Annotated in this window: 22 protein-coding genes and 1 other annotated feature; of the genes, 13 read left to right on the top strand and 9 right to left on the bottom strand. The window is 45.1% G+C overall.

Annotation, left to right across the window (positions count from 1 at the left end):
- Window positions 1-13 precede the first annotated feature (13 nt).
- Window positions 14-514, bottom strand: a complete 501-nt coding sequence (locus tag QMA04_RS13350) for a metallophosphoesterase family protein (protein ID WP_191715203.1) — start codon at window positions 512-514, stop codon at window positions 14-16.
- A 158-nt stretch (window positions 515-672) separates the two neighbouring features.
- On the opposite strand from QMA04_RS13350, the gene QMA04_RS13345 reads away from it, so the two are divergent.
- The 5 genes from QMA04_RS13345 to QMA04_RS13325 all read left to right on the top strand — a co-directional run bounded on the left by QMA04_RS13345 (window position 673) and on the right by QMA04_RS13325 (window position 3,323).
- Complete coding sequence (locus tag QMA04_RS13345; protein ID WP_483313721.1) at window positions 673-957, top strand: hypothetical protein; 285 nt, start codon at window positions 673-675, stop codon at window positions 955-957.
- An 80-nt stretch (window positions 958-1,037) separates the two neighbouring features.
- On the top strand, window positions 1,038-1,574 hold the full coding sequence (locus QMA04_RS13340) for a dihydrofolate reductase family protein (protein WP_191715205.1): 537 nt from the start codon (window positions 1,038-1,040) through the stop codon (window positions 1,572-1,574).
- 237 nt (window positions 1,575-1,811) lie between these two features.
- Window positions 1,812-2,435, top strand: coding sequence for a cell wall hydrolase (locus QMA04_RS13335; RefSeq protein WP_290186347.1), 624 nt, complete (start codon window positions 1,812-1,814; stop codon window positions 2,433-2,435).
- 104 nt (window positions 2,436-2,539) lie between these two features.
- Window positions 2,540-2,887 carry an ASCH domain-containing protein gene (locus QMA04_RS13330; RefSeq protein WP_191715207.1) on the top strand — a complete coding sequence of 116 codons (348 nt, stop codon included), beginning with the start codon at window positions 2,540-2,542 and terminating at the stop codon, window positions 2,885-2,887.
- A gap of 7 nt (window positions 2,888-2,894) precedes the next feature.
- Window positions 2,895-3,323 (top strand): hypothetical protein, encoded by a 429-nt coding sequence (locus tag QMA04_RS13325; protein ID WP_290186344.1) that lies wholly within the window; start codon window positions 2,895-2,897, stop codon window positions 3,321-3,323.
- Between the two features lie 46 nt (window positions 3,324-3,369).
- Here QMA04_RS13325 and QMA04_RS13320 read toward each other — a convergent pair whose 3' ends face one another.
- The 3 genes from QMA04_RS13320 to QMA04_RS13310 form a co-directional block, all read right to left on the bottom strand.
- The gene (locus QMA04_RS13320; RefSeq protein WP_191715209.1) at window positions 3,370-4,179 is read right to left on the bottom strand and encodes a carbohydrate ABC transporter permease; all 810 of its coding nucleotides are present in this window, start codon (window positions 4,177-4,179) and stop codon (window positions 3,370-3,372) included.
- A gap of 344 nt (window positions 4,180-4,523) precedes the next feature.
- Window positions 4,524-5,399: a carbohydrate ABC transporter permease gene (locus QMA04_RS13315; protein WP_191715210.1), complete on the bottom strand. Its 876-nt coding sequence runs from the start codon at window positions 5,397-5,399 to the stop codon at window positions 4,524-4,526.
- Window positions 5,400-5,403: 4 nt separating this feature from the next.
- Complete coding sequence (locus tag QMA04_RS13310) at window positions 5,404-6,663, bottom strand: ABC transporter substrate-binding protein (protein WP_191715211.1); 1,260 nt, start codon at window positions 6,661-6,663, stop codon at window positions 5,404-5,406.
- Between the two features lie 215 nt (window positions 6,664-6,878).
- Window positions 6,879-7,090 (top strand) — a binding site (T-box leader).
- 129 nt (window positions 7,091-7,219) lie between these two features.
- On the opposite strand from QMA04_RS13310, the gene trpE reads away from it, so the two are divergent.
- Together trpE and QMA04_RS13300 are read left to right on the top strand one after the other, a co-directional pair.
- The gene (gene trpE / locus QMA04_RS13305; RefSeq protein WP_290186340.1) at window positions 7,220-8,569 is read left to right on the top strand and encodes an anthranilate synthase component I; all 1,350 of its coding nucleotides are present in this window, start codon (window positions 7,220-7,222) and stop codon (window positions 8,567-8,569) included.
- Window positions 8,566-9,159, top strand: a complete 594-nt coding sequence (locus tag QMA04_RS13300) for an anthranilate synthase component II (protein WP_290186339.1) — start codon at window positions 8,566-8,568, stop codon at window positions 9,157-9,159. The genes trpE and QMA04_RS13300 overlap by 4 nt, the downstream gene beginning before the upstream one ends.
- A gap of 60 nt (window positions 9,160-9,219) precedes the next feature.
- Here QMA04_RS13300 and QMA04_RS13295 read toward each other — a convergent pair whose 3' ends face one another.
- Window positions 9,220-10,074: a dimethylarginine dimethylaminohydrolase family protein gene (locus tag QMA04_RS13295; protein ID WP_191715214.1), complete on the bottom strand. Its 855-nt coding sequence runs from the start codon at window positions 10,072-10,074 to the stop codon at window positions 9,220-9,222.
- A gap of 130 nt (window positions 10,075-10,204) precedes the next feature.
- On the opposite strand from QMA04_RS13295, the gene QMA04_RS13290 reads away from it, so the two are divergent.
- The gene (locus tag QMA04_RS13290; RefSeq protein WP_290186337.1) at window positions 10,205-10,636 is read left to right on the top strand and encodes a GNAT family N-acetyltransferase; all 432 of its coding nucleotides are present in this window, start codon (window positions 10,205-10,207) and stop codon (window positions 10,634-10,636) included.
- A gap of 45 nt (window positions 10,637-10,681) precedes the next feature.
- On the opposite strand, the gene QMA04_RS13285 is transcribed toward QMA04_RS13290, so the two are convergent.
- On the bottom strand, window positions 10,682-11,062 hold the full coding sequence (locus QMA04_RS13285; protein ID WP_191715216.1) for a nucleotide excision repair endonuclease: 381 nt from the start codon (window positions 11,060-11,062) through the stop codon (window positions 10,682-10,684).
- Window positions 11,063-11,156: 94 nt separating this feature from the next.
- The gene (locus QMA04_RS13280) at window positions 11,157-11,804 is read right to left on the bottom strand and encodes an SDR family oxidoreductase (protein WP_290186336.1); all 648 of its coding nucleotides are present in this window, start codon (window positions 11,802-11,804) and stop codon (window positions 11,157-11,159) included.
- Window positions 11,805-11,934: 130 nt separating this feature from the next.
- On the opposite strand from QMA04_RS13280, the gene QMA04_RS13275 reads away from it, so the two are divergent.
- Window positions 11,935-12,216 (top strand): DUF6509 family protein, encoded by a 282-nt coding sequence (locus QMA04_RS13275; protein ID WP_191715218.1) that lies wholly within the window; start codon window positions 11,935-11,937, stop codon window positions 12,214-12,216.
- A 41-nt stretch (window positions 12,217-12,257) separates the two neighbouring features.
- On the opposite strand, the gene QMA04_RS13270 is transcribed toward QMA04_RS13275, so the two are convergent.
- Entirely contained in the window at window positions 12,258-12,977 is a 720-nt protein-coding gene (locus QMA04_RS13270) for a SurA N-terminal domain-containing protein (protein ID WP_191715219.1), read from the bottom strand.
- Window positions 12,978-13,299: 322 nt separating this feature from the next.
- Here QMA04_RS13270 and hisC point away from each other — a divergent pair, with 322 nt between their 5' ends.
- Together hisC and QMA04_RS13260 are read left to right on the top strand one after the other, a co-directional pair.
- Window positions 13,300-14,409, top strand: coding sequence for a histidinol-phosphate transaminase (hisC, locus tag QMA04_RS13265; RefSeq protein ID WP_290186335.1), 1,110 nt, complete (start codon window positions 13,300-13,302; stop codon window positions 14,407-14,409).
- 285 nt (window positions 14,410-14,694) lie between these two features.
- Window positions 14,695-15,612, top strand: a complete 918-nt coding sequence (locus QMA04_RS13260; RefSeq protein ID WP_356781470.1) for an NAD(P)/FAD-dependent oxidoreductase — start codon at window positions 14,695-14,697, stop codon at window positions 15,610-15,612.
- Window positions 15,613-15,617: 5 nt separating this feature from the next.
- On the opposite strand, the gene QMA04_RS13255 is transcribed toward QMA04_RS13260, so the two are convergent.
- Window positions 15,618-16,337, bottom strand: a complete 720-nt coding sequence (locus tag QMA04_RS13255) for a YwaF family protein (protein WP_290186332.1) — start codon at window positions 16,335-16,337, stop codon at window positions 15,618-15,620.
- 156 nt (window positions 16,338-16,493) lie between these two features.
- Here QMA04_RS13255 and QMA04_RS13250 point away from each other — a divergent pair, with 156 nt between their 5' ends.
- Together QMA04_RS13250 and QMA04_RS13245 are read left to right on the top strand one after the other, a co-directional pair.
- Entirely contained in the window at window positions 16,494-16,793 is a 300-nt protein-coding gene (locus QMA04_RS13250; RefSeq protein WP_191715223.1) for a hypothetical protein, read from the top strand.
- An 86-nt stretch (window positions 16,794-16,879) separates the two neighbouring features.
- Window positions 16,880-17,248 carry a nuclear transport factor 2 family protein gene (locus tag QMA04_RS13245; protein ID WP_191715224.1) on the top strand — a complete coding sequence of 123 codons (369 nt, stop codon included), beginning with the start codon at window positions 16,880-16,882 and terminating at the stop codon, window positions 17,246-17,248.
- Window positions 17,249-17,368: the final 120 nt, after the last annotated feature.

Below are 17,368 nucleotides of genomic sequence, written 5' to 3'. Positions count from 1 at the left end.
TAAGTTGCGCAAGTTAACTTTCTTTGTCAAAAAATACATGTTTCAATTCCCAGGAATCGCCGATTTCGAGCAAGCCAAAGGAATATTGTTCTTGTCTGCGCTTATCGGTTGGAGAACCTGGGTTGAACAAAGTAATGCCTTCAACTTCACGCATGATCGGTGTATGCGAATGCCCGAAAACGATGATATCGACGTCATCATTAGCGAAGGTATCGAATGCCTGCTTCTCTGTAGGTTTGCGGTCACTGTCGCCATGAACGACGCCGATTTTTAAATCGCCGAAAGTGAAAATCTTTTTGCGGCCGAACTTGTCGAGAATATCCCATGGATCGACATTGCCGGTGACGCCATCGATGTCTGCATAGGCTGCCAGCTCGTGATAAACATCCATCGTTTGCCAATCGCCTGCATGGATAATAAAGTCAGCTTCCTGACAAGCATCCACCAGTTTTTGCGGCAACTTCTTGGCGCGGAATGGAACATGTGTATCTGACACAATAACGATTTTCTTCATCTGAACGCCTCCAGTCTATTTCTTTCTTTCACTTTACCAAATAAACTCTCCCGCGTCGAAACCCAACCGATAGCCAGCCAGGGTTAAAATTTCAGTAAATAGGGAAGTGAATACAATAAGCCGAATTCGAAATGCTGAAGACAAACGGAGGGATAACCATGAAAAAAAGTACGACAAAAAAGTTTTTTTATACTGGAGCAGCTATGGCCAGTAGTTTTCTTTTAATGACTGTCTACAAAAAGAACAAATCTAAAAAGATCTGGGTTTACGAAGATAACGATATGAGAAACAGTGCAACGGTAGACACTGAAGAAAGCGTCAATGCCGACACGGATGATGCAGAAATCGGATTGACCCAATTGGATTCTGCCTCTCGCTCTGAATGGCAGGCGAATGGATTTCCTCAAACGCATAAAGAGCTGGCAGAATTGGAAAGTAAATAACCGTGTGGCCCCAATGCAAGTGCTGGGGCCATTTTTTGATAGAGCTTTATAAAATCTAAAACTTAAGGAGGAAGAGGGGTATGGAGAACAAAAGGAAAGTCGTTTGTTACATCGCTGAAAGCCTTGATGGCTATATCGCGACAGAAGATGATTCTCTCGAGTGGCTGTTTAAATCGGAAGTGGAGGGTGGCGGAGATGCTGGATACGCTGAGTTCATGGAAAACATCGATACGGTCATTATGGGGCGCCGAACTTATGATTGGGTAATGGAAGCTGAAAACGGCAACTATCCTTATCAGGAATTAACCAGCTATGTCTTTACTTCTTCAACTCCTCAAGAAAATTCAAACGTGATATTTACAAACCAAGAGATCCCAAGCTTTTTGGAGGACCTTAGAAAAAAACCTGGAAAAGATATATGGGTAATTGGAGGCAGCAAGCTGCTCCATGAATTCATAAAAGAGGATTTGATTGACGAATGGATTATTTCAATTGCTCCTGTATTGATTGGAAAAGGCATTCCTTTATTTCAAACATTCGATTTTGAACTCCGTTTACTATTAAAAGAAGTAAAAATGTATGGCCAGTTTGCCCAATTGCATTATGAAAGAGCATGAGCATGGTTGAAAGGGCTGCAGCGAGCAGCCTTTTTTAGTTTCATTTTTTTATGTGTAAATACCTAATATTTAGAAAAGATAATGCCTCTTTTTTTATCAAACAACAATAAACTACTACTTTTGGCTATTCTTTCACTAAATAACAAGTAGTTACGAGGGATTGAATTCTTACTATTCCAATTATATACTATTAAAAGGAATCATTTGTTGATTCCTGGAATAGAAGGGAGAGAAAGCATGAAGAAGTTAAAAGTAGCAATATTCGCCTTATTCACGATTTTATTCTTAGGTTTTTCTCAAACCTCGGTAGAAGCACATTCTCCAGACCTGCATGAAGGAGTTTCCGGACAGGACGTAACAGAACTCCAGTCCACCTTGAAAAAGTTAGGCTACTTCCAGACAACTCCAACAGGTTATTATGGATCGATAACTAAAAATGCAGTTATTCAGTTTCAGCGTGATTTCAATGTTCCGGCTACAGGATTTACTGGATCATTAACACGGGCGAAACTTTCAGATGTTGATATGATGGCGCGTGTTGTACACGGAGAAGCGCGCGGTGAAAATTACACAGGACAAGTTGCGGTAGCGGCTGTTATATTGAACCGCATCGATTCTTCGTTATTTCCCAACAGTACATACAATGTGATTTTTCAGCGTAATGCATTCACTGCCGTAAACGACGGACAGTATGGATTAAAACCGAACTCGACAGCTTACCAGGCAGTAAAAGCGGCTGTTAAGGGCTGGGATCCTTCACTTGGAGCCACTTATTATTACAATCCGAGCGGTGTTACGGACACGTGGATTTTCTCGCGTACAACCATCACCAAAATCGGAAAACATGTTTTTGCAAAATAATTTCCAGCATCGCCCTGAAAAAACAGGGCGATTTTTTTATGGTGTAAGTATAAAAGAAAAAAAGCGTTATACTTAGAAAAGGAACATTGAGAGGTGGAAGAAGAATGACAAAAGAAAATGCACAGCAATTGCCGCCAAAAACCTGCACGATCGAAAAGCTGGTAACGAACAAACGGGATGTAGAAAAAGTCTTGTCAGGTACGAAGTCTGCTACTCGCCGAAATGGCCGTTATGCCGATATCGGTGAGACTACGGTATTGAATGATAAAAAGATTATGGTGGATGACGTATATCAGCAAACGCTTGGCGAATTGACAGATGAAATGATCATCCGGGAAGGCTATGCGACGGTCGAAGAATACAAGCAATCCATCTTGTCTTTCCATCCCGGAATGCCCTGGCTTCCGGAGATGACAGTTTGGGTTCATGAGTTCCATTTGGTAGAAGAGTAAGTATCCCATGTACACATTCGTTCTCTATGCCCATATTTTAAGTGCCGTTTTGTCGATCGGCCCATTTTTTGTTTTGCTTCCTTTAGTGAAACGAATGGAGGCGGCAAGCGGCAACGTATTAGACGCGCATATCATTACGTTTAAGTCAGCTACACGGCTTGTAAAACATGCCGGACACGTGCTCGTTGCTACAGGCATCCTGCTGATTTGGCAAGGGCCGTGGCAGTGGTCGACTTCATGGATTGTGTGCACGCTGGTGGTTATGGTCGCATCGATCTTTTTCCTAGCCCGTGCCTTTACACCGATTCTTCGCCAATTCGGCGGAGGTGCAGATCACACGTTGCTGGTTAAAAAATTAAACCGCTCGTTGTGGATTTATATTTTATTGTTATTATTAATGCTCTGGTTCATGGTCGGCAAGCCGATGTTTTGGTAACGAAAAGGACGACCCCGCTCATTTAAGAGCAGTGTCGTCCTTTTTGTCAGCCTTTGACAGCGCCTGCCGTCATACCGGCAACGAAATAACGCTGCAAGAAGACATAAGCGATGACCATCGGTGCTGAAGCGATAATGACGCCTGTAAAGAGCATCGGGTAGTTGGTTGAGTATTCGCCCTGGAACTCCAGCAAAGCAAGCGGCAGGGTCTTGTAGGCGTTATCGGTGATGAACAGCAACGGATAGAGCAAGTCGTTCCAGTGCATCACAAACAGGAAAATGGCTGTAGCTGATAAGGAAGGCAGCGACAACGGAATCGCCACTTTGGTGTAGATTTTCCAGTTGCCGGCACCGTCTATGGTAGAAGCTTCAAATAATTCCCTTGGCAAGGTCTTCATGAATCCAGTCAGAATAAAGACTGCAATCGGCAACGTGGTAGCGATATTGACGAGAATGAGCCCCAGCAAACTATTGGTCAGGCTGAGATCAAGCATCAGCGAATAGAGCGGAATCATACTCACTTGTGCCGGTACCATCATGCCGAGTGTGAACAAAATGAACAAAAAATTGCCGAGCCAATTATTGAGGCGGGTGATGCCATAGGCAATCATCGAAGCAAAGAACAGCGTCAAAGACACCGAAAACAAGGTGACGATTGTGCTGTTCATAAAATAGCCGGCCATCGTCTGTTCCTGGAAAATCGCTGCATAATTCTCAAACTGAAGGCCGGACTCGGGCAACCCAAGTGGATTTCTAAAAGTTTCCTGAATCGTCTTCAAAGAAGTCAAAACGACGATCAGCAAAGGAACCAGAATCAGCAGCGCATAGATGAGTAAAGAAAATCTACGGAAGAACAAGCTGTTGTCCTCCTTTCTTAAAGCTTAGAAGATAAAACATTTACGCAGAATTTAGAAAAAGTTTCTCGGGCCATAAGCCACTCTGTTTGTGCGGCTGAAAACATGCCATTTCGCTGGTCTGTCTTATGTCCGTCAGAGCTACACGGGCGCTTCCGCTTTTCTATGTCCAGACTCCGGCAGCCAGCCCCTCGAGTCGCTTCAGTCTTACCAGCAATGGCAAAGAACGCCATTACCGGTAAGACTTCCAGCGCTTGTCGGAGGCCCCCAGGATGCGGGTCAGCTAACCGTTGCGACAGGAAGTCGCATTCTTAGGTTAGCTTCTACTGACGGCTGCCTTCGCTTTTCTAGTAAGAAATCCTATCAGAACGCAATGCTTTAAATTGCAGGAACGTAATGATGGCGATGATGATCATGAAGATGACCGAGATCGCACTAGCGTAGCCGAATTGGTAACTTCTGAAGGCGATATCGAAAATGTAAGTAGCCACAATTTCAGTTGAATTATTAGGGCCGCCTCCGGTCATCGCAAAAACCAGGTCGAATGCTTTGAACGATTGGATGGTGGTGTAGGCCACAACAATCGTTGCAGAAGGAGCCAGCAACGGCCAAGTGACTTTGCGGAAAGTCTGCCATTTGGTGGCGCCTTCGATTTTTGCCACTTCGTAAAGTTCGTCCGGAATCGCCTGCAATCCTGCCACGAAAATGATGAGCATTTGCCCGGCGTGGAACCAAATTTGCGTAACTGCCAAGGAATAGATGGCGATATTTGAGTTGCCGAGCCAGTTTTGTGCTAGGAAATCAAGGCCGACGAGCTCCAGCGTCTGATTCAGGATGCCAAGGGAGGGGTCGTAGATGAACGACCAGATAAAGGCTACTGAAACGGACGACAGGATGGTCGGAAAGAAATACAGGGCACGCAAGAAAACCGTAGTCTTGTTATTTTTTAGGACAATCAAGGCGAATGCCAGTGCAACGAGCGTCTGGAAGACAACAACCACGAGCATGAATTTCAGGTTGTTTCCGATGGTTTTCCGGAAAATGGTATCTCCTGTAAAGGCGCGCTCGTAATTATCGATTCCGACAAATTGGAAGCTCGAGCTTAGGCCGTCCCAATCCGTAAACGAATAGAACAAGGCGCTGACTGTCGGATAAACAAAGAAAACTGCATATAGGAAAAGCCCGGGCAGAAAGAATAAGTAGATGGATTTAGAAATTTTCATCCCGTTATTCCCTGTTTTCGTCTACGAGTTGTTGTGCTTCTTCAGCAGCCGTCATCGGGTCTGCTCCACCCAGAACATTTTCGATCGAGCTGAGGACAGCCGCTTCGATTTGGGCATTGGTGATCAAGAAGCGCGGCTGGAATCGGGTTTTTCGTTCATCAATCCAATATGCAGTGTTTTTCAATACTTCAGATTCGTATTCAACATCGTTGACTGTCAGATGCTGGCCGGTTTCATTGGCATATTGGGAAGCAATTTCAGGCTGGCTTAAAAAATTGATAAACTCTTTTGCCTGTTCTTTTTTCTCCGATTTGCTGTTGACTGCCAACATGAAAGTTGCTGTATTGATGCCTTCATACACGGCTTCGCTTTCTTCCACAGTGATTGGCGCCATCAAGTCGAGCTGAAGGTCCGGGTTCAACCCAAGCAAGGCCGACATGTGATAAGAACCTGTAGCGAGCATAGCGGCTTCTTCATTGGCGACCATGGCCATCGCCGAATCCTGGCTGGTACCAAGTGCGTCCGCTTGAATATAGCCTTTTTGCTCAAGCAGCTGGAAATCTTCTAAAGTCTTGACCCACCATTCGTTGGTCAGGGATTCTTCACCGTTTTGAAGCTTTTCAAAAATATCTTCATCCGGTGCATTATTCATCATCATGCTGTTCATAAATTGGTTGGGGCCAATATCTGCTCCGGGAAACGCGATAGGTGTGATGTCGTTTTCCAAAAGAGTGTCGGCCATTTCCTGGAATTCAGTCCAGCTTTTCGGCACTTCCAAGCCAAGCTCTTCAAACATGCCTTTATTGTAAACCGGCATATTGAAAACCAGCTGATAAGGAAGGGCGAATTGGGTGCCGTCTTTTTGTCCAACGCTGATCAGTTCTTCATCGAAATTGGAGACGAACTCCTCATCGCTTAAATCTTCGAATAACCCTGCACTGGCAATAGCTTCAAATTGAGCGCCAGGGAAAGAGGTGAAGACGTCACCTGTTGAGCCGTCCTGTAATAGGCGCTGTCCCGTAGCCTGATATTGCTCGGATGGATAAATCGTCATCTCTACAGTAATATTAGGGTTTTCGTCTTCGAACTGGGCAATGATATCATCCAATACTGCTTTATCTTCGCCTCTCCAATGGATAAAGCTGATCTGGGTGCTGTCTTCGCCACTTTCATTGCTGGTATCGCTGGTGCTTTCACCTGCACATCCTGCAAGCAACAAACTTAAAGATAAAACTCCTGATGACAACAATGCATACTTTTTCATCGTCCGTTCTCCTCCCTCTATTGTGAAAGTTAAAATGCTTACTTCATTTATACCCCAATCTATCCTGTAAATACAGAATTATCTAATTAAGGGCTGTTTTTAGTTGACAAAACCGGCTGGATTGCATAAGATAGGCACAACCTTTTTTGTACGGATTGCGGTTGAAGGCGTCGGGAGCGACTCCGCCGAATTCCAGTTGAGCAGAGTATAGCAGAGCTAAATCGATGAATAAGAAAAGTAGCGCAGATCAACCTCTCAAAGAGAGCCAGTGGCAGGTGGAAACTGGCGGGGTATCTGAGTGAATGGGCTTATGAGTGATTCTTTGAACAAGCAGTAGAAGAATCCGTCTTCCCCACGTTATCGGGGTTCAAGTGAAAGCTGTGTCAGCTTTAACATGAGGTGGTACCGCGGTCAATCCGTCCTCTGCAAGGAACAATTCTGTTCCTGCAGAGGGCTTTTTTGTTTTCAATTAAGGTAAGCGCATTAAAAGTGTAAGCAGGGCAATCTCGCAGTCTAGAAGATTGCCTGCGCTTTTCAGAAAAGGAGACGAGCCGAGATGAGTAAAAAGATGAAGAAGAGAAAGATCAATGGAGATTCTTTGACGCCGATTGCGGTGTTTAACCGATTGGCAGGAGAACGCAAATGCCTGCTGGAAAGTTCATTGAAGACCAGTGTTACAGGACGTTATTCCTTTATTGGAGCAGATCCTTCAACCGGCTATATTGGCCACGGCCAAACTTTGAGGGAAATCGATTTTCACACAGGTGCCGAAACCATGCACCAAGGAAAGCCACTTGAGCTGATCAAAGGACTCATGCCCCGCTATGAAGCGGAAGTGGAGGGGCTGCCATTTACCGGTGGGGCTCTCGGCTATATTGGCTATGATGCCATTCAGGTATACGAACCGATCCAGGCGCCGAAAGAAGACAGCCTGCAAATGCCGGATATCCACTTGCAGGTCTATGAAACCATTGTGGTATTCGATCATGTAAAAAACGATGTGACCATTTTATCGTTTGAAGACAAGCTGGATGAAATTGAACAGCAATTGTCGGTGCCGGAACAATCGGCATCAACCGACCAGCAATCCCTGCAATTCAATTCCGGAACCACAGACGCCCAGTTCCGAGAACAAGTGGAACTGGCAAAAGACCATATCCGCAAAGGCGATGTTTTTCAGCTGGTCTTGTCACAGCGATTGTCAGCGAGCTATAAAGGCGATGCCTTTACGCTGTACCGTACATTGCGTAAGCAAAATCCATCTCCTTATCAATTCTTCATTGATTTCGACGGCTACGCCATAGTGGGAGCTTCGCCTGAGAGCCTATTGACGATCCGGGGCAGCCATATGGTGACCAACCCGATTGCCGGAACCCGTAAGCGCGGAAAAACGGCAGTTGAAGATGCCCGCTTGGCTGAGGAACTGGCTGGCGATGAGAAAGAACAGGCGGAACATAAAATGCTGGTGGACCTCAGCCGAAACGATGTGGGCCGGGTCGCGCAAATTGGATCTGTGGAAGTGCCGAAGTACATGGTTATCGAGAAATACCAGCATGTTATGCACCTGGTTTCAGAAGTGACAGGTGAACTTGACAGAAAAATGCATCCGCTCGATGCCTTGGTATCCTGTTTGCCGGCTGGGACAGTCTCAGGAGCTCCCAAAGTGCGGGCGATGCAATTGATTCAGGAATTTGAAGAAGAGCGCAGAGGGGTCTATGGAGGAGCAATTGGCTATTTTGGCTTTAATGGAAATTTAGATGTCGCATTGGCGATCCGCACTTTCGTGGTCAAGGATAATATGGTCCATGTCCAAGCGGGAGCGGGCATCGTCTTTGATTCGGATCCGCAGGCTGAATACGAGGAAACGCTCCATAAAGCGCGTTCACTGACGGAGGTGTTCGGATGATTCTCCTCATCGATCACTACGATTCATTTACTTATAATATTTATCAAGCTGTGGCTGCCATGGGAGTGGAAGTCGAAGTAGTGCGCTATGGTGTTTTGACACTTGATGAAATCAAAGCAAAAAATCCGGAAGCCATCATCTTATCGCCGGGGCCGGGCCATCCGCTGGAATTGCCGGAATCAATCGAATTGATTCAGCAGTTGCATCGCTCACTCCCGATTCTGGGTATTTGTTTGGGCCAGCAGCTGATTGGAGCGGCGTTTGGCGGAAAGGTTGTTCAGGCGCCTTTTATCCGCCATGGCAAAGTCTCACAAGTTTCACACAACCAGCAGGAATTGTTCAGATCCATGCCGTTGCCCTTGCCGGTCATGCGCTATCATTCGCTTGTATTGGAAAAGGAAAGTTTGGCAGGTTGCCTGGAGGTCCAATCACGCGCACTTGATGACGACACAATCATGGCCGTCAAGCATCGGGATTACCCGGTATTTGGGATCCAATTCCATCCCGAGTCCATCGGCACCCCGGATGGTGTGGAATTGATGAAGGAATTTGTTGCGCAGGTACGCCAAAAAGCAACCAGTAACCGATAGCATACAAAAACCCCCAAGCGCTGCAGCTTGGGGGTTCTGTTATGTCTTCATGAGCCACATTTATAAGCGGATCAATGGCATTGTGCAGCAGCGGAACGCACCGCCTGATTTGATGATTTCAGAAAAATCAACTTCAATCACATGAAATCCGCGTGCCGTCAATTGTTTGTTGACCTGGTGGTTCTGTGGTTGGCTGAAGACTTTGCGGTCACCGATGGACAATACATTGGTGCCAAGCGCAAATTGCTCTTGTTCGTTGACCCGAATCAACGTATAACGTTCAGCGAGCATCTGGACCGTAGCCATATCGAGTGCCTCCGGGAAAATTAGAGCTTCTGTCGGCGACAAAACATTGAATACGCAATCAAGGTGCAGGTACTTCTCGTTGAAAGAAATAGGAATGACTTCGAAGTCCGGCAACTCTAGCTGCAGGTCGCGGATGGCTTTTTTGGAAGTCCGGCTGCTGACGCCCACAAACACAGTATCCCGGTCGATGATGACATCGCCGCCTTCAATGCGGTGGCCCGCCAATTGCTTGAAGCTGATTTCATGTGCTTCCATCCATTTCTGGAGTTCCTGTTCTTCTCCTTGGCGGATTTCAGAAGCCATTTCACTGATAAAGACGGCAGAGCCCAAAGTGAATCCGATATCCCGTGTAAATACCTGTTCAGGATACTTTTCGGAAGGCTCGATCAAATCCGTGTGAATGCCTTGATCCTTTAATGCCTGAATAAATGCATTATGCTGATGGAGTGCTTTATCCACGTTGATGTTTTCGTCCTTGTAACGTTTTTGGACATCATTGATGACATCTTTTATTTCCATATAGCGCGGCGGACAAAGCAGGACGTGCCGGAGCGGATCGTATTCACTTTGGCATTGTGCAGATGAATTTTCGATTATAGATGATGACATATTGGCTCCTCCAAAAAACATAGTTGTTAATCTGTATTCCTGTTTACTGGAAAATCAAAACATTTTTGCTTTAGCGTTAGGCAAAATCGTGAGAAAATAAAAGTGGTGAGGAGAGGAAGGGGATCAAGTGATGAAAATCATTCAACAAGAAGTGGCCGAAGATCGTGACTTTATCCGAAAAAAAGTCATTGAACACAATAATGCAAGTCTGCCAAAGGAAAAAACTTTTCCATTCGAACAAATAAGCTTTATCGTTCGCGATGAGTCAGAAGAAATCATTGGTGGATTGACGGCTACCGGCTTTTGGCGCCATCTGCATATCGATTTCCTTTGGGTGGACCCGGAAGTAAGAGGGCAGCGAATCGCCGCACAGCTGATGGCTAAAGCGGAGGATTATGCGCGAAGCAAAGGGCATCGCTTGATGATTGTTGATACATTGAGCTTTCAAGCTCCGGAGTTTTATAGAAAACAGGGCTTCACGGAATTTGGGGCAGTCAACGATTTCCCCGAAGGCCATAGCCACTATTTTTTCGAAAAATGGCTGGTGGAACCAACTGCCTAACAGTATGCAAAGAAAAAAACGGAAGCCCAAGGGCCTCCGTTTTCCTTATTGTTCTTGATAAAATACTTTGTCTACATTGTATTTGGCTTTTTCAGTGTTGATCAAATACGTTTCGTAGATATCGCGTTCCATTGGATCTTCAACGATCGAAATGGTGATGCGGTATACTTCTTCACGGTGATTTTTCAATGGTGATACCGAATCTTCAAAATGTTTTTTCACGCGTTGGCGAAGTTTGCGGGCTTTTCCGACAAACAACAATTCTCCGCTATGATTGAAAAATTGGATGATGCCGCCTTTATCACGTGGAATCTCGTGCAGATCGATAAAGCCGTATAGCGGTTTGATGACGGCTTCGTCTCCTGTAATTTCCTGTTTGCGCTGTGTAATCGTCACATCAGCTTTTGGTGGTTGGATATTAATCATGCTTATCACGTCCTCTATTATCGTATTGCCTATTTTAACACAAAAAAGAGCGGAAATCCATCCGCTCTTTTTTATCTGCCATTCGGGTCTTTCTTTAAATAGTGTTTAATTGGTCGCTTGCAGACTGATCGCCTTGCAGCACTTCAAATACTTTGTTGTAGGTGTTGCGGCGATCTAGGACATCGACCAATACATGGGCGACATCTGCTCGTGGAATCGATCTTCCTTCCATAGAAGAAAAGCCTTCAAGAGACACTTCGATCTTCTCGGACTTTTCTTCATCTGACAGCGCTCCGGGACGGACGATCGTATAATCCAAGTTGGTTGTCTGCAGAAGCTCATCCGCTGTGCGTTTTGCGACAAGATATGGTTTCATCGATTCACCGCCGGCGTCAGGATCGTTCGAACCCATGGACCCCAACTGGACAAAACGTTTGACGCCTTTGTCCTGTGCATATTGAGCTGCTTTGACGGAACCCCATAAATCGATGGTCAAGGTTTTGTCAGCTCCTGTTGATGGGCCGGATCCTGCCGCGAAAATGACAGCATCCACGCCTTCGAAGGCATCGCTGAAGTCTTTTTCCAAATCTCCCAGCACTACCTTGGACGCACCAAGTTCCTTCAATTTATCTATTTGTTCTTCTTTACGGACCATAGCAGTCGCTTCGTGGTTTGACTCGGCTAATTCTTTGACAATGTTGCGGCCGACTTGACCGTTTGCTCCGATTACTAGTACGTTCATTCGATATCCACTCCTTTAATTGTCTCGACTCTTTTAAAGTTCCCTTATTGGAGTACATTAAACGTTTTTTCGTCATTGAACTGTCCAAAAGGGACCAGACAAGCTAGAATAGAAGAACGGAGGTGTTACAATGCAAATTACAGATTACGTATTTCACAAAATTAATGATCCTACAGGAATTATGGTGGGTGACCGCTACGAATTTTCGTTGAATGTTGAAGTGGATGAAGATGATGAACTATATACGGAAGGCGGTTTGGAACTGCGCGTCATTATTGCTGCAGAAGAAACCGGAGCCCGCATAGCACATTATAATTTTATCGATAAACAGACAAGAAGTGCATTGGAGTTCGGACTTGAAGACGAGGAAGAGGAAGAAATCCTCGCTTATTGTTCAGAAAAACTGGCATGACGAAAAAACATCCCACTCAATTTTGAGTGGGATGTTTTTGATTAGATTTTAACTTCAACTTCAGCAGTTTCTTTCAATTCTTCAATGCGGCTGAATACCGCTTCCTGAGTTTTTTGCTCTTTCAGGGACTGGCGGATTGTCGCTTCCATTTCTTTAAAAGCAGGAGCTTCTTGTTCAGAGGTCTCGACAAAGCCGTCATAAGCTTCTCTTACCTCCTCGTCAGTAACTTCAGCTGCTTCTACTTCTTTTGCAATATATTGTTCATACAGTAATTGTTCGCGAAGCTGGCCTTCCATATCGTCCAATGTGAATCCTGTTTGCTTCAAAGCATCACCCATCGCTTCTTCCGATTCAAACTGGCCTTTAAGGTCTTCCAAGCGTTCTTCAACTACTTTTTCATCAGCTTTATACCCTTTTTCTGCAGCATCCTGCAAGATCACTTTATTGCCCACCAATACAGCCAGTGCCTGCTCTTTTACAAGCTCGGCTGTTTCGCCCGATGTCCCGTGCCCTTGGGTTGCCAATGAAGTTTCCAGCTGGCGCGCCACACTGTTATAGACTTTTCCCAGGATTTCTTCTCCGTCGACAACAACCACAACTTCTTCTTTAGCTGGATATTCTATGGGAGATTCTCCTGGAGCCTCATCAGCCGTTTCCGGATTTTTGTTTTCTTCCGGTGCAGTTTCTTCTTTATCAGAACAGGCGCCCAATATCAGCAATAAAAGAACGGGAGCGAATGCGAATTTCATTTTCTTGAGCATGTTAAGTCTCCTTTTTCAACGTATTCTGTGTATCAGTAAACCATATTTCATTATATGGCACAAATAGTTAGTTAGCGGTGTTTAAATAATTCCGCAATTCTGTATAATGGAGAAGAGCAGCTGCCATCCCAGCGATGCGTTATAATAGCTGCAATGAAAAATCATGTACTTAAAACCCGCTAGCTACTTTAAAGTGAACCGAAAAGTGGCCAGATTTGGACATCTGGATAGTTTGTTCGGTTGATATGAAAGTGGATGGTGGTATAATTATGGGAATATATAAATAATGATGCATAACTTACATCTTTTGGAGGAATCCCCGATGACCAAATCAACTACTATTAAAGCACGTAAAACTTTAGACAAAATCCAGCCGTACTCGCCTGGAAAGCCTATTTGGGAAGTACAGAAAGAATTAGGATTGGATCGTGTCATTAAATTGGCTTCCAATGAAAATCCGCTCGGCCCTTCTCCAAAAGCAGTAGCTGCCATCCAACAGGGATTGGCGGAATTGAATCGCTATCCTGATGCGGATGCCAGCGATTTGAAAAAGGCTATTGCCAAGGAGTTCCAAGTAAATCCTCAGCAAGTCATCCCGACAAATGGAGCAGACGAATTGATCACCTTGATTTCGGAAGCATTTCTTGAAGCAGGCGATGAAGTGATCGTTCCTTCGCCATCTTTCAGCGAATACGATTTTGGGGCACACATTATGGGTGCAACCGTGATGCCGGTGGAATTTTCGAAAGGCTTCGAGTTCGATGTGGATGCAATGATTGCAGCTGTGACGGATAAGACCAAAATCATCTATGTTTGCACACCGAATAACCCGACAGGCACGTATATGTCCAAAGCAGATCTGGATAAATTGGTGGAAGCGATTGATGATGTATTAGTGGTCATTGATGCGGCTTACAGCCATTTTGCAGATGCTGTAGATTACACGAACGGCATCGAATACATAAATGCGGGCTACCCGGTGCTGACCCTGCAAACTTTCTCGAAAATTTATGGCATTGCCGGAGTGCGTGTCGGATTCGGGATTGCTTCCGAATCCATCATCCAGTCGATTTTAAAAGTGAAAGAGCCGTTTAACGTCAACACATTGGCTCAAATTGCAGCAACTGCTGCCATTGAAGACACGGAACATGTAACGACTTCACAGAATGCCAATAAAGCTGGCCGTGAACAATTGTACAAAGCCTTCAATGAATTAGGATTGCCGTATATCGAAAGCATGGCCAACTTTGTATTGGTGCAAATCGGTGAAAACGGTGAAAAACTCTACAAAGAGCTGATGGCGAAAGGTGTTATTGTCCGCCACGGAAAAATTTGGGGACTGCCTGATTACGTAAGGGTTTCTGTTGGAACGCAGGAAGAAAACCAATTCTTTATCGATACCTTAACAAGCTTAGTCGCTAAACAAGCTTAAAAAGGGGCTGTCCCATAAGTCTCTAAAATAAAACAGCCGGAGAGAAAGGCTTTCTCTCCGGCTGTTTTTTTGATGGGGGAATACGTTTTCTCAGAGCAGTTGGCTGATGAGAATGGAGGCGGCGACTCCAGCGGCAGAAGCCGTGCCCGCGGAACGCGTCCGCCGCAATGGACATCAGCCGGGTCTTTTGGGACAGCCCCTGTTTGTGGACAAACTCTAAATGATGGAAACGCGTGTTTAAGGAAGAGGATAAACGGGAATTTTTGGAGAAAATGACAGTAAGGGATGGATGCTATGCTTTATGATTGCGCAATAATAGGAGGGGGTCCTGCGGGGCTGAATGCAGCATTGGTACTAGGGAGATCCAGAAGAAAGACTTTGCTTTTTGATGATGACAACGGACGCAATCTGGTGACTCGGGAGTCGCACGGCTTTATTACACGGGATGGAATTGAGCCGGAAGAATTCAAGCGCCTTGGCCGAAAAGACATTGCCAAATACGATTGCGTTGAAATCAAAGAGCAGCGCATAGTGAGCGTTAACCGAATAACCGAAACCCATTATGAATTGGTTACAGAGAATGGAGATATATTTCACAGCATCAAGATCATCATTGCAGCCGGTTTGAAAGAAGAGCAGCCGAATATACCGGATATAGAGAAATTTTATGGCACCAGTTTATTCAGCTGCCCGTACTGCGATGGATGGGAACTGCGCGATCAGCCGCTTGCCGTGATTGCGGATAAGCAAGTATTCGAATTGGCTAAAAAAATTTATACCTGGAGCCGGGACCTGATCGTCTTTACAAATGGAGAAGGGCGATTGGAAGAAGAAGACAAGCAAAAATTGCTTCGGAAAGGAATAAAAGTAGTGGAAGACATCATTGATGGACTGGAAGGCGATAATGGACAGTTACGCAGCGTCAGGCTTGAAGACGGTACATTGATTGATCGAGTGGGGGGATTTGTCACACCTTTATGGAGCCATGCTACTCCGTTTGCAAAAGACTTGGGCTGCAAGTTAAGTGAACATGGCGGCATCTTAACGGATGACTATGGGCGCACAAATGTCTGGAACGTTTACGCAGCAGGCGATGCATCCTTAATCGTTCCTTCCCAGCTGGTGATTGCAGCGGGCGAAGGAAGTGCAGCTGCTATTGGCGTGAATGGGGATTTAGTGAACGAATACTTCGACACAGAGTAACAAGTTTAAGAGATCTTTATGAACTTTTGGAATGCTAAGTACTGGAGAATAAAAAGAGCCAGTGCAGTCAGGCACAAGTTCATGTAATACCATAGGCCGTTCCCAAAGAAATCCAATGGTGACGCAGTTGTTGGGCGCTGCATCAAGTAAAGGTAGTTGGAGTCGGTTAAAGGGTTGATATAAAACCCGATAAATGCTGCATAAACAAGAAGCAGTGCATAGACGGAAAAGACGGAGCGTAAGTGAATGGCAGTGGGATTGGATAATGCCAGAAACAGGCAAGCCCAAGGAATAGCGGTATGGTGGACAAAGAACTTCCAGAAGCGGAAATGTTGATAGTCATAAGGCAGTTCAGGGGTGATCAATGCTAAAAAGGCTGGAAGGATGCCAAGATAAAATGAGAGCTGTATCCATAAAGGCCGCATGGTCAACAAACCGATCATGGCTGTGATGGAAGCGATCCCGCACAAATGCAAAGGCATTTGTCCGCTGAAACTCCAGACGCCATTGGTGATTGCCCAATAATGGTAAGAGAATTCAGATGCCAAAAGAAGGGCCAGCAATACCCACCGCAGTGATTGAAACAGCCGTTTTTTTTCTCTTAACAAGGCTCTGGCAGAAACGAGTGTAACCAGCCCAATAGCAGCAATCGCTAATGCCAGCAGGTGGCTCAGGGAAAACGGTACAAAAGAATAGACGGATGTCGCGCCAAACCAAGTTTCCATAGTAGCCCTCCTGGATAGAGAAATTATTTTGCGAATAGTTTAGCATGCTGCTGGCCAACTGGTCCATTTTCTTAAGGACAAATAACCGTATGTTTTGCTTAAAACCCTCTCTATACGATAAACTTCAAGAAAAGGATCTGTAGGAGGAATGCCGGCTTGGACCAAACAAATTTATTGTCGTCCATCACTTACATCGACACGGAGCGCTCTATTGAGGCTGGCGAAATGAAAATCATCGAAACTGAATGCAATATCCATTTGTACGAAGATATACTGGTGACTTCTGCGACGAAATTTCAAGTTTCGAATGTATGGGACATTTCCTATAAATCATTTTCTGCTGAGACCAACTTACTGTATCTGCATACGCATCGGGGGGTCCTGACTTATAAAGTCTATACAGACCCGGATAAATTCGTGAAGACGTTTAAAAAACTGAAAAACGAGAATTACTAAAGAAGACAGGTTTTTCCTGTCTTCTTTTTCAACCTCAGAATGCTGAACAAAAGTATGGCTAGTTCTAGAGGAAGGGAGAAAAGAAAATGGAGGACACGATTAACATTGCGGATCAGTGGACGGATAAAGTAAATCAAAGAGACATTAATGGCGTACTGGACGTCTCAGATCCCCATATCGAATTGATTGGCCCAAGAGGCATCGCAGAAGGGCATGACATTTTGCGGCAATGGATCACGGAGTCCGGCATCAAGCTGGAAACTCAAGGGCATTATGCCAAAGGAAACGAAGTAATCTCCGTTCAGAGAGCGACCTGGGAAAACCAGAATGGCCACGTTACAATTTACACGTTCATGGAAATCAAAAACGGTAAAGTGCATCGTCTGGGCAGATACGACACCCTTGATGATGCATTGGGGCAATGCCAGTTGAATGAAGAAGATAAAATTAACTAATGGAAAGGACGGGGAATTTCCCCGTCCTTATTTAATATAAAATTCTTGCTAAAAAAATGGCGAAGGAAAGGGCATGGGAGCTAATTGGCAGATAAGGAATGCTGATTTACAAGCTGTCGG

Source organism: Planococcus sp. APC 3900 (assembly GCF_030407735.1).
GTDB lineage: Bacteria > Bacillota > Bacilli > Bacillales_A > Planococcaceae > Planococcus > Planococcus notacanthi.
This window is presented reverse-complemented; position numbering and strand designations above follow the sequence as displayed.

Bases quoted from the DNA above. Each gene is read 5' to 3' on its own strand.
- QMA04_RS13350 (WP_191715203.1), bottom strand. From the start codon at position 514: ATGAAGAAAATCGTTATTGTGTCAGATACACATGTTCCATTCCGCGCC.
- QMA04_RS13345 (WP_483313721.1), top strand. From the start codon at position 673: ATGAAAAAAAGTACGACAAAAAAGTTTTTTTATACTGGAGCAGCTATG.
- QMA04_RS13340 (WP_191715205.1), top strand. From the start codon at position 1,038: ATGGAGAACAAAAGGAAAGTCGTTTGTTACATCGCTGAAAGCCTTGAT.
- QMA04_RS13335 (WP_290186347.1), top strand. From the start codon at position 1,812: ATGAAGAAGTTAAAAGTAGCAATATTCGCCTTATTCACGATTTTATTC.
- QMA04_RS13330 (WP_191715207.1), top strand. From the start codon at position 2,540: ATGACAAAAGAAAATGCACAGCAATTGCCGCCAAAAACCTGCACGATC.
- QMA04_RS13325 (WP_290186344.1), top strand. From the start codon at position 2,895: ATGTACACATTCGTTCTCTATGCCCATATTTTAAGTGCCGTTTTGTCG.
- QMA04_RS13315 (WP_191715210.1), bottom strand. From the start codon at position 5,399: ATGAAAATTTCTAAATCCATCTACTTATTCTTTCTGCCCGGGCTTTTC.
- QMA04_RS13310 (WP_191715211.1), bottom strand. From the start codon at position 6,663: ATGAAAAAGTATGCATTGTTGTCATCAGGAGTTTTATCTTTAAGTTTG.
- trpE (WP_290186340.1), top strand. From the start codon at position 7,220: ATGAGTAAAAAGATGAAGAAGAGAAAGATCAATGGAGATTCTTTGACG.
- QMA04_RS13300 (WP_290186339.1), top strand. From the start codon at position 8,566: ATGATTCTCCTCATCGATCACTACGATTCATTTACTTATAATATTTAT.
- QMA04_RS13295 (WP_191715214.1), bottom strand. From the start codon at position 10,074: ATGTCATCATCTATAATCGAAAATTCATCTGCACAATGCCAAAGTGAA.
- QMA04_RS13290 (WP_290186337.1), top strand. From the start codon at position 10,205: ATGAAAATCATTCAACAAGAAGTGGCCGAAGATCGTGACTTTATCCGA.
- QMA04_RS13285 (WP_191715216.1), bottom strand. From the start codon at position 11,062: ATGATTAATATCCAACCACCAAAAGCTGATGTGACGATTACACAGCGC.
- QMA04_RS13280 (WP_290186336.1), bottom strand. From the start codon at position 11,804: ATGAACGTACTAGTAATCGGAGCAAACGGTCAAGTCGGCCGCAACATT.
- QMA04_RS13275 (WP_191715218.1), top strand. From the start codon at position 11,935: ATGCAAATTACAGATTACGTATTTCACAAAATTAATGATCCTACAGGA.
- QMA04_RS13270 (WP_191715219.1), bottom strand. From the start codon at position 12,977: ATGCTCAAGAAAATGAAATTCGCATTCGCTCCCGTTCTTTTATTGCTG.
- hisC (WP_290186335.1), top strand. From the start codon at position 13,300: ATGACCAAATCAACTACTATTAAAGCACGTAAAACTTTAGACAAAATC.
- QMA04_RS13260 (WP_356781470.1), top strand. From the start codon at position 14,695: ATGGATGCTATGCTTTATGATTGCGCAATAATAGGAGGGGGTCCTGCG.
- QMA04_RS13255 (WP_290186332.1), bottom strand. From the start codon at position 16,337: ATGGAAACTTGGTTTGGCGCGACATCCGTCTATTCTTTTGTACCGTTT.
- QMA04_RS13245 (WP_191715224.1), top strand. From the start codon at position 16,880: ATGGAGGACACGATTAACATTGCGGATCAGTGGACGGATAAAGTAAAT.